Genomic DNA, 10,815 nt, shown 5'->3' on the forward strand with positions numbered 1-10,815 from the left:
TGGGTGGTTAGCTCAGCTGGCAGAGCAACGGACTCTTAATCCGTGGGTCCAGGGTTCGATCCCCTGACCACCCATCAGAGATTTACTAACAGCAATTGCAGATCTTGCTCTGTAGTTGCTGTTTTTTTGTGTATTTTGAACGAAACGGTCAGGGCCATGCTACTGAGTTTCTGTAACCGAAGCTGAGTTTGTAGTACAATAGGGGTGGTATGATCTATTGAACTACATCCAAGGGGCAGTAGTGCCCACAGTGATATGTATGTAATTTATATAAAGAGGAATTTAAACTTATGAAAAAGATTTTAGTTGTAGATGATGAGAAACCGATCTTAGATATCATTAAGTTCAATCTGACCAAAGAAGGTTACGATGTATACACTGCCGAAGATGGTCAAGAAGCTTTAGATAAGGTCGAAGAGGTCTTGCCTGATCTGATCATTTTGGATCTGATGTTACCTATAGTCGATGGACTCGAAGTAGCACGGGAAGTCCGGAAAAAATATGAAATGCCTATCATTATGGTGACGGCTAAAGATACTGAATTAGATAAGGTCTTAGGCTTAGAAATGGGTGCTGATGACTATGTGACCAAACCATTTTCTAACCGTGAATTGATCGCCCGGGTCAAGGCTAATTTACGGCGCCAAGCAACCGTAGTAGCCAGTGCTCAAAGTGAAGAAAAAGAAAAAAATAGTGACATTGTGATTGGAAACTTAACGATCCACCCGGAAGCATATGTGGTCTCTAAAAATGATGAAAATATCGAATTGACCCACCGTGAATTTGAATTGCTTTACTATTTAGCCAAACACATTGGGCAAGTCATGACTCGAGAACACTTGTTGCAGACAGTCTGGGGTTATGATTACTTTGGGGATGTTCGGACAGTTGACGTAACGGTCCGCCGTTTGCGCGAAAAGATTGAAGATAACCCTAGTCGCCCAGTCTGGTTGGTAACACGCCGTGGGGTCGGCTATTATTTACGTAATCCAGAGGCCGAGTAAAATGAATAAGAAATTGCATTTTTTCCAGTCGATCCATTTTAAGATCGCACTGGTTTTTGCTTTACTGTTGTTTTTAGCCTTTCAGATCGTTGGTGCGGTGTTTGTGCAACGCTTAAAAAGTGAGAATTTAAAACAATTTAAGCAAAGTGTGGAAATGCCAGCTTATGTCAATAATTTGCTAGTCACGCAATTGAATGAAGCCGATACGAGTGAAGCAAATGAGCGGATCAAAAATATCTTAGATGATATCAATAATAATAATATTTCGGATATTCAAGTCGTAGATGCTAAAGGTGTGATCCGGGGCGAAAATAATGTGAATAATCGCTCGATGATCGGGCAAAAAGCAACGAATAGTAGCATTAAACAAGTTTTGTACAGTGGACGTAATTTCTCGCAGACGATGTACAATGAACGGGATAACCGGCGCTACTACATCGCGATCACCCCGTTGTTCAACACTTCAGGCAACAACAATACAGTCGTCGGTGCAGTCTATGTCCGCGCTAATTTGGAAAGTGTTTACGATTCGGTCAATGACGTCATCGTGATCTTTGCGACCGCAGCATTGATCGCTACGGGGATCGGGTTAGCCCTTGCGATCCTTGTTTCAAGTGCGATCACTCGTCCGATCGATGAAATGAAAAAGCAAACTGCACGGATCGCTCGTGGAGATTATTCCGGTCAAGTCCAAGTCTATGGCCGTGATGAATTGGGACAATTAGCCCAGGCCGTTAATAATTTATCGGCACGGGTCGAAAAAGCTCAAGAAGTGACCGAATCAGAGCGGCGGCGTTTGGATCTTATCTTATCGCACATGTCAGATGGGGTGATCGCTACTGACCGTGGGGGCAAGATCACGATCATCAACGACATGGCGTGTGAAGCTTTAGAAGTCGAACCCGATGAGGTCAGAAATAAGTCGATCCTAGATATTTTGAATATCCGGGATAAATATACGATCCGCGAACTTTTGGAAAATCAAAATGAGATCATTTTGGATGAATTAGACACCAATCGCGATCAGATCTTAAATGCCAATTTTTCGTTGATCCAACGACGTTCAGGTTTTATCATCGGGATCGTATGTGTCTTGCATGATATCACCGAACAGCAACGGATCGATCGCGAGCGGCGCCAATTTGTTTCCAACGTTTCGCACGAATTGCGGACACCATTGACGAGTATGCGCAGTTACATTGAAGCGTTGAATGAAGGTGCTTGGCAAGACCCTGAGATCGCCCCAGCCTTTTTAAAGGTCACACAAGAAGAGACCGACCGGATGATCCGGATGATCAATGACCTTTTGAGTTTATCGCGAATGGATCTTGGAAAAGTCGAGTTAGACTTGGAGTTAGTCAACTTAAACGAATTGTTCAACTATATCTTGAATCGTTTTGATATGATGCTTGAAAAGGACAACAATGATACCCGCGAAGTGACAAAAAATTATACGATCAAACGCGATTTTACCGATAAGACACTTTGGGTCGAAGTCGATACCGACAAGATCATCCAAGTGGTAGATAATATCATGAATAATGCGATCAAGTATTCACCCGATGGCGGTGTGATCACTTGTCGTCTGTTAGAGACGCATAATCATGTCATCATGAGTATCTCTGATCAAGGTCTCGGGATGCCCAAAAAAGAACTAGCGCATATCTTTGAGCGTTTCTATCGTGTTGATAAGGCACGTTCACGGGCGCAAGGTGGGACTGGTCTTGGACTAGCGATCTCTAAAGAAGTGATCGAGTTGCATCATGGCCGGATCTGGGTCGACAGTACAGAAGGGAAGGGTTCGACCTTCTATATTTCACTACCATATGAAGAATACGAGGAAGGAGATCTATGGGATGAAGAATAAACGCTTAAATGGGTGGTTTTTGCATACCATTTTGATCCTTGCGGTGTTATTTAGTGTTGTTTTTACAGCTTTGATATGGGTAACACCGGTGTATTTTCAGCATTTAGCTGGGATGGCAGCTTCAGATAAGACCAAAGTTATCAATGATGACGCTAATACAACAGATAAGAAGAAATTAACTGATGTTTATCGCCCAGTCTCGATCACGGTGATGGATAAAAAGCATCCGAGCCGGCTTTTGAGCAACCGGATCGATGTGGTCGAACTGATGATGAACTCTTTAGAGAAAAGTAAATTTACTGAGATCGAAGAACCAGAGACCGTCAGCAAAAATGAATATCTAAAACTGATGCGGACGCCTAATTCTTACCAGTTAAATTATGGTTCCGAGCTCTCCTTTGGGGTCTTGAAGCAATATCTTGCTGAACAACCAGCCAAGAGTGAAAATTACAGTTTTGATCGGATCGTGATCAGTTATGATGGTTCGAAGGTCTATTTTTTAGAAGATGCAGGCCTCAAAGTATATAAGGCCAAGTTGACTAAATATGATAAAACTAAGCTCAATAACGTTCATAAGACTAAGGGGCTCAAGCGCTATAAACTTAGCTATGAATACCAAAACGGTCGTCTGATCCAGTATTATGAAGATCAGATCACAGTTCCGCGTTATAGTTATTTATACAATAAAGAAAATGTGGGAATGTACGTTACCCGCTTGTTAGGGGCTGAAAAGAGCAGTACTTCATCGTTGACGACCCGTGAACAAGATGGCGTAACGGTCTATTCCGACGATTCGGGTCAAAAATTGAGCATCCGCGATAAAACTGGCTTGATAACCTATACGGATTATCTGACTGATGAGACGGGACGCCAAAATTGGACTTTAGATGATCATTTAACGAATGATTTTACTGATCTCGAGCAATTAGGCGTCAGTTTAGCCGATGTTAAGTATTCTGAGTACGATATGCAGGAAAAAAATGTCATCTATCGCAGTTACATCGATGGTTTTCCTGTGATCTCGGCGCGCGATTTTGGGACTTATCAGATCAAAAATCGCGTTCGCAGCAAGAAACTGGTCTTTTCGCAATGTAGTCTACAAGTTCCAGTGCCAGCAGCGGGTAAAGCTGTGACACTCAAGCAGACAAATGAGATCTTGCCTGAGTTACAAAATGCTGATGTCAATTTGGATAAGATCAGTGATATTCAGATCGGGTATACGGTCTCGCAAAATAGTACCGCTTCACTGGTCATTGATCTGACACCGACATATTTTGTTAAATACAATAATGTTTGGATCAATTATCAAGATCTGATCTCAGGGAAGAAATGGGAGGATAACGACAATGAATTTTAAGCGTATCGAATGGATCTTTGTCATTGCCTTTATCGCCTTAGATATCTTCTTGTTGAGTGTTTATGTGACACAAAATGATACGATCGATCAACGAACGAGTTCGTTTTCTACGACTAGTACTTCGGGCTCTATATTAAAGAGTATCAAAAATGATCAGATCTCTTACGGGCAGCTATCGGATAAACCTCAAGCTGGTTATTATGTTTCCAGTGCAAATTCAAATATTTTGCGGGAAAAAGCAGACCAGTTGCATTATAGTTGGGAATATGCCAACCATAAATTAACGGTCAACTTTACGGATGGTTTAAAACTAGTCGATCCAGACAAACCGCAAGCAACAATAGATGAATTTTTAAAAGATAATAGTATCGTTCTTTTTGGTAAGGAGTATACTTACAATAAGAATCTCTCAACTAAATCCGTGGTCGTTTACACGCAGATGATCTATGTAGCCCCAGTGTACTCGAATGATGGTCAGATCCGCTTTGAGGTAAAAAATGGCTATGTAACAGGCTATACGCAAGGCTATATGAATGATGTTCAGATCTTGCGGGAAAAGCGGGAAACGATCAGCCAAGAACGGGCGTTGATCTGGTTGTATCAATACAACAAGTTGCCCGCTAATACACAAGTTTTGTGGTGTCATTTAGGGTATACACGGTTATTATCGGTGAATAACAGCATCGTATATATTCCAACTTGGAATTTCTGTATCAAAAACAGTAATACAGGTAACATCCAGTATCGGCGGATCAATGCCTTTACGGGTAGTGTGATGGATGAGACGATCAGTGTTAAATAAACGAGAAAGGGTAGCTTGACAATGAGTGAAGAAGTTGGGTTGAAAGTTAGTGTGCTTGCCAGTGGAAGTACGGGTAATGCGACCTATATCGAGACTCCTAAGCAAAAATTATTGATCGATGCTGGACTTTCGGGTAAAAAAATCGAAGGACTGATGAATTCGATCGGGCGGACATTAAAAGATGTGGATAAACTCTTAGTAACTCATGAACATAGTGATCATATCAAGGGTGTCGGTGTCTTAGCCCGCCGCTATGGCTTAGATGTCTATGCCAATGAAAAGACTTGGGAGCAAATGGCACCCAAGATCGGGCAAGTCAAGACGGAGCAAAAGCATATCTTTGAACGTGAGACAGTCCAAACTTTTGGTGATCTAGATGTTCAAAGTTTTGGTGTTTCGCATGATGCGACTGATCCCCAATTTTATGAGGTGCATTATGCAGGTAAATCATTTGCCATTGTAACAGATACGGGCTATGTCTCGGATCGAATCAAAGGGATCGTGGAAAATGCAGATGGGTATTTGTTTGAATGCAACCACGATACCGAAATGTTACGCGCTGGGATCTATCCATGGTCGCTAAAGCAACGGATCTTGAGCGATCAAGGGCATTTATCCAATGAAGACGGCGCCAATGCCTTGACGAGCGTTTTAGGTGCGCGGACCAAGCGGATCTATCTTGGACATTTGAGTCAAGAAAATAATGTCAAAGAATTAGCACATTTGACAGTTCAACGCCAAATGCAGGCGAAAGACTTTGGCGTCGGTCAAGATTTTCTCTTATTAGATACTGATCCAGCGCAAGCGACCGAGTTGGCAGTTCTTTAAGATAAACCTATATTTTTTAGGATAAAATTAATTTTTACATTATTGTAAGCATTTTTGTTGCAAAAGGCTTATTATAGATGACATAGATACTTAATTATTAAGAGGTGACTTTTTGTATGAGCAAGAATGAACAATTTGATGGTGAGTTTAATGAAGTTGGCTCAAATAATGGGCCGACAAAACAGCCAGGCTCAAAGCAACAAGGGCTAGGTAAAGTATTTTTGATCGGTTTGTGTGCTGGTGTACTTGGTGGTGGTGTAGCTGTTGGTGGCTATACTTTGTATCAAAATAACAGTACACAACTGGCAAGTAATTCCCAAGGAACGACCGCGACCAGCAATATTAAGGTCAACGTCAGCACGCAAACGACTAAAGCTTTTGATACAGTCAAAGATGCAGTCGTTTCGGTCGAAGCCTATTCAGAACAACAATCCAGTTCATCTTTAGAAGATCTCTTTGGGAAAAATTCGGGTAACTCGACCAGTCAAACCTCCACTAGCGAAGGCTCAGGTGTCATTTATAAAAAGAGCGGTAATACCGCTTATATCGTCACAAATAACCATGTGATCTCCGGAGCTAACAAAGTCGAAGTCTTGTTGAATAGTGGCAAGAAATTATCAGCTACAGTAGTGGGACATGACTCGGTGACAGATTTAGCCGTGCTCAAGATCAACGCTAAAGATGTCAAACAAGTTGCAAGTTTTGGCAACTCGGATAATATCAAAGTTGGTGAAACAGCGTTGGCGATCGGTTCACCTCTTGGCTCAGAATATGCCACCTCTTTGACTCAAGGTATCATTTCGGCTAAGAGTCGGACGATCAACGTAACTAACAGCAGTGGCATCACCACCGGTCAGGCAACTGTTATCCAAACTGATGCGGCTATCAACCCAGGTAACTCTGGTGGAGCTTTAGTCAACTTACAAGGTCAAGTTATCGGGATCAACTCGATGAAACTTTCAAGTACTGGTTCAAGTGAATCGACTTCAGTTGAAGGGATGGGCTTTGCGATCCCAAGTAATGAAGTGGTTTCGATCATCAATCAATTAGTTGAAAATGGGAAAGTTAAGCGTCCAGCATTAGGGATCTCGCTAGTTGATCTGGACTATATCTCCCAAAGTGCTCGAACAGATACGCTCAAGTTACCGGCAGATGTTACTAGCGGTGTAGTCGTTATGAAGGTAGATTCTAGTTCACCATTGAAGGATAGTGGTATTGCTAAATATGATGTGATCACCTCGATCGGTGGTAAGAAAGTTACTGACTTAGCGACCTTGCGTCAAGCATTATATGAACATAAGATCGGTGACACCGTTGAGATCGGTTATTATCATGAAGGTAAGCAACAAACTGCTAATGTAAAATTGACATTGGAAGCAGATGATTCCAATACGACGACATCATCGAACTCCAACGAATAAAGTTAAATTAAAATGTTAATTATGAGGACGGCCACTAAGTGAAAACTTAGTACCGTCCTTTTTGGATATTGTGTATAATAATACAAGAAGATATTTAGTAAGGTTGTCCCCATAAATATTGGGACAGAACAAAAGTGCTCCCCAATATCTTGTGGTTAACTCTGTGGATATGTGGATAACTTTGTGGATAAGTATATGAGAAAGGAATTATTTTCGTGAATATTAAGGTCATTTGTGTGGGAAAACTCAAAGAAAAATACTTAAAACAAGGTATTGCTGAGTATTCTAAACGCTTAAGTAAGTTTTGTAAATTTGAAATTATCGAAGTTCCCGATGAAAAAGCGCCTGAAAAGTTAAGCCCAGCAGAAATGGAAGCGGTGAAACAAAAAGAAGGCGAACGTATTTTGCATAAAATTAAGGATAAAGAGTATGTTTATGCATTAGCGATCGAAGGTAAAGAACGAACATCCGAGGAATTTGCGGCTGAAATAGAAAAGCTCGGAACTTATGGGCATAGTGATGTGACCTTTGTGATCGGAGGCTCACTTGGCCTAAGTCCAGCTGTTTTAAAGCGGGCTCAAACTAAGATCTCGTTTGGACGTTTCACTTTACCCCATCAGTTGATGCGCTTGGTCTTGACCGAACAGATCTACCGTGGGTTTATGATCAATAATGGTAGCCCATACCACAAATAAATAATAAGAGGGCCATCATGATGTGCATCGTGGTGGTCCCTCTTATTATGGTATTGTCAGAAGCATTTGTATAGCTCAGACTTGCTGTAGAAGTTTATTTTGCAAATAACTTATCATAGAGAGCTTCAGCTTCCTCCACAGTGGAAGAGGTCAAATGCGTAACTGCTGTAAGGGTCTCTTCTTTTGTGTAGCCTTCAGCGCGCCCCTCAGTCCGTCCTTCTGCGATTCCTTTGGCGCGAGCTTTTTTGGCAGCTTCAGCAAGTTTGGCATTGAATTCGATCTCATAAAACATGTACTTTCCTCCCTTTAGAGCGCTATTTTTTAGGATAACGATATTATCGGCGATTTTTTGAGTAAATACGCTAGTTGGAATATTAGTAGCAACATATTTGAGAAACGCAGCTAACTCCGGTGAGATCGTTGAAAAATCTTTGGCTTTATAGCGGGATTTGTAGCACTATAGCAATGATAAATTTAGATACAAAAACACGACCAAAATTTAAGAATTCGGTCGTGTTTTTGTGTTATCCACATGTGGAAAAATTCTATCTAACTAAGTTGAGCTAAAGTTTCCTTCAGCCAGTTCAATTGGCCTTCTTGGCGGGCAATCGCGCGATTTAAGAGCAGATAGTGGCCAAAATGTTGTTCGATTGGGGCTTTGTCCGCAAATAACAACTTTTTGCGTGCCTTGAGATGTTCTAATTGAGCACTGATCAGGGCTATCTGGTCGTTAAATAATTTCTCTATAACTTTAGAATCACTTTTGGTCACAAAAAAGAGTTTAAGTGAAAAGAGATCGCGATTTAAAGGAAGTTCGGTCACGGGTTCCTTGATCCAATTGCTCAGGACCTGCTCGCCAGTAACTGTGATCTGATAGTGCTTTTTGCGCCCGTCAGAATCATTTTCAGTGATTTTAAGCCAATTGTCGTGTTGCATGCGCATCAACTCGGGATAGATCTGACTGTGAGAGGCTTTCCAAAATTCTCCGATCTCGTTTTGGAATTGTGCCGTGATCTCTTTACCAGTCAGTGGTCGTTCTTGGAGCAACTCCAAGATGATATAAGGTAAGATCCGTTTTTGTGGCATAGTACCAGCTCATTTCTATCCATGATCATTTAATTTTACCACTATGGATAGGTTATTTTAAAGTTGGAGATAGTTTTCGTCGTAAAATTTACCCTCACGAATGTCGTCAGTCATGCCAGCGTAGGGAGCTTTAGCGATGACTTCATCGTTGTCTTGACCAGCTTTGGCCATGTAAGTGATCGTGGCAAATTCAGGTACGACCAATTTAGGATAAGTAGCGTACTTTTCACGTGCCTCTTCCATCAGGTCAATGTGTTCATTTTGGAAACAAACTGTGATCTCAGGGTGTTCTTCGACCCAATTAGGGAAGAAAATAGTCCCATTTAATTTAAGTTCATTTGGAACAAAATCAAGTGCAACATCAGTGCCAGTCGGTTCAGTCCAAGCAACTTTGTAGATCCCTTCAGTCAACATGTTGATATGTGCTGGTTGATCTTTGACCCAACGTCCAGCGACCATGCCACCATGGATCCGATAATCAACAGTGTGATCGTTTTTAGCATACCATTCGTATCCCCAACCATTATCGTAAGTATAGATGAAATGTGTACCTAGAAAATCATCCAAAGTTTTAAATTTACGTGTTAAATCATTGTGTTGTGTCATTTTGTCCCCTCCAATTAGTGTCGATAACGACATTTATATTATATGTCGTTATCGACACTAATGTAAAATTGACAATTGATTATCATTTTCATTAGTAATTTATTCAGAGAAGTTTAAATATATTAAATTATGTTAAATGTACTTGAATTTTGTTTTTATTGATATGTAAGCTATTTCTCGTTGGTTTTCTAATGTTATATTTTAATTTACAGATAATTATTTACCTAAAAAATATAAGGTTAATTAAGAAGAAACGTTAGAAATTAGGAGGAGTAGATTTGTTATCAAGAAAGAACATGAAATTAATGGTTGAAAAGCAGGCAAACAAACAAGCGCGTTATGGTCTGCGTAAGTTAAATATTGGTGTAGCTTCGATCTTGTTGGGGCTTAGCTTTTTAGGGGTAGGTAGTATTTCAGCCGACGAGCTCAACAATACGACGGAAGCTAATGTAGAAAATGTTGAACCAACTGAAGATAAGAGCATAAATGAACACAAGATCCGTGAATGCAAGAATGTTAAGCGAACGATCAATTTCTTTCAAGATGGAAAGCTGATCGATTCCATTACTCAAAGTGCAGACTTTTATCGCTATAACATTTGGAATCTTGGAACGAATGAATTGATCGCAAGTACACAGTGGCGTGATACGACAACACATCGTATCGAGAATTATTTCGATGCGGTGGATGTACCAGAGATCGCAGGTTATACGGCTGATCAAACTAAGATCGAAAATACTACAGTAACTGGAGATTCGGCTGATCAAGTAATTAATGTCAACTATACAGCAACGACTGAAGAACAAACGGAACAAAAGACTGTTAAACGTGTGATTCGTTTAGCTAAAGATGGGGTCGTTTTCAAGGAGATCCCACAAGAGTTCACCTTTACCCGAACGAACATCGTTGATAAACAGACAGGACAGATCATTCAAACTGGTACTTGGAATCAAGCCGAGCATACTTTTGCAGCAGTAGATATCGAACAATTGGAAAATTATACTGCAAGCCAAGATAGGGTAGAAGCATTGACTGTTGATCCTGAGAGTCCTGACAGCGTAGTCGACATTAACTATACATCTGCTCAAAAAGTTGAAGATGAATTTAAAACAGTGGAACGTTTGATCGAGATCTATCATGAAGGGGTCA

11 protein-coding genes and 1 tRNA gene are annotated in these 10,815 nt (G+C 40.8%); 9 read left to right on the forward strand and 3 right to left on the reverse strand.

Annotated features, from left to right (window positions below; all coding sequences use genetic code 11):
• Position 1 precedes the first annotated feature (1 nt).
• The 8 genes from ABT996_RS03150 to rlmH all read left to right on the forward strand — a co-directional run bounded on the left by ABT996_RS03150 (position 2) and on the right by rlmH (position 7,974).
• Positions 2-74 (forward strand) — tRNA-Lys (locus ABT996_RS03150).
• A gap of 216 nt (positions 75-290) precedes the next feature.
• Positions 291-1,004: a response regulator YycF gene (yycF, locus tag ABT996_RS03155; protein WP_035446958.1), complete on the forward strand. Its 714-nt coding sequence runs from the start codon at positions 291-293 to the stop codon at positions 1,002-1,004.
• 1 nt (position 1,005) lies between these two features.
• Positions 1,006-2,871, forward strand: coding sequence for a cell wall metabolism sensor histidine kinase WalK (gene walK, locus ABT996_RS03160; RefSeq protein WP_035446957.1), 1,866 nt, complete (start codon positions 1,006-1,008; stop codon positions 2,869-2,871).
• The gene (locus ABT996_RS03165) at positions 2,861-4,228 is read left to right on the forward strand and encodes a YycH family regulatory protein (RefSeq protein WP_035446956.1); all 1,368 of its coding nucleotides are present in this window, start codon (positions 2,861-2,863) and stop codon (positions 4,226-4,228) included. The genes walK and ABT996_RS03165 overlap by 11 nt, the downstream gene beginning before the upstream one ends.
• Positions 4,218-5,030, forward strand: a complete 813-nt coding sequence (locus ABT996_RS03170; protein ID WP_035446955.1) for a two-component system regulatory protein YycI — start codon at positions 4,218-4,220, stop codon at positions 5,028-5,030. The genes ABT996_RS03165 and ABT996_RS03170 overlap by 11 nt, the downstream gene beginning before the upstream one ends.
• Before the next feature lie 21 nt (positions 5,031-5,051).
• Positions 5,052-5,858: an MBL fold metallo-hydrolase gene (locus ABT996_RS03175; RefSeq protein ID WP_010690155.1), complete on the forward strand. Its 807-nt coding sequence runs from the start codon at positions 5,052-5,054 to the stop codon at positions 5,856-5,858.
• Positions 5,859-5,974: 116 nt separating this feature from the next.
• Positions 5,975-7,279 carry a S1C family serine protease gene (locus ABT996_RS03180; RefSeq protein ID WP_035446954.1) on the forward strand — a complete coding sequence of 435 codons (1,305 nt, stop codon included), beginning with the start codon at positions 5,975-5,977 and terminating at the stop codon, positions 7,277-7,279.
• 215 nt (positions 7,280-7,494) lie between these two features.
• Positions 7,495-7,974, forward strand: a complete 480-nt coding sequence (gene rlmH / locus ABT996_RS03185) for a 23S rRNA (pseudouridine(1915)-N(3))-methyltransferase RlmH (RefSeq protein ID WP_010690158.1) — start codon at positions 7,495-7,497, stop codon at positions 7,972-7,974.
• A 94-nt stretch (positions 7,975-8,068) separates the two neighbouring features.
• Here rlmH and ABT996_RS03190 read toward each other — a convergent pair whose 3' ends face one another.
• The 3 genes from ABT996_RS03190 to ABT996_RS03200 form a co-directional block, all read right to left on the reverse strand.
• Positions 8,069-8,266, reverse strand: a complete 198-nt coding sequence (locus ABT996_RS03190) for a hypothetical protein (protein ID WP_010690160.1) — start codon at positions 8,264-8,266, stop codon at positions 8,069-8,071.
• Positions 8,267-8,523: 257 nt separating this feature from the next.
• Complete coding sequence (locus tag ABT996_RS03195; RefSeq protein ID WP_035446953.1) at positions 8,524-9,060, reverse strand: PadR family transcriptional regulator; 537 nt, start codon at positions 9,058-9,060, stop codon at positions 8,524-8,526.
• Positions 9,061-9,117: 57 nt separating this feature from the next.
• On the reverse strand, positions 9,118-9,666 hold the full coding sequence (locus tag ABT996_RS03200) for a phenolic acid decarboxylase (RefSeq protein ID WP_035446949.1): 549 nt from the start codon (positions 9,664-9,666) through the stop codon (positions 9,118-9,120).
• Between the two features lie 278 nt (positions 9,667-9,944).
• Between ABT996_RS03200 and ABT996_RS03205 the strand changes: the two genes are divergently transcribed.
• Positions 9,945-10,815, forward strand: an 871-nt coding sequence (locus ABT996_RS03205; protein ID WP_349924610.1) for a mucin-binding protein, incomplete at its 3' end; no start/stop codon positions are given.

The sequence above is a fragment of the Ligilactobacillus sp. RTP31139st1_D10_RTP31139_211217 genome (genome assembly GCF_040226755.1).
GTDB lineage: Bacteria > Bacillota > Bacilli > Lactobacillales > Lactobacillaceae > Ligilactobacillus > Ligilactobacillus animalis.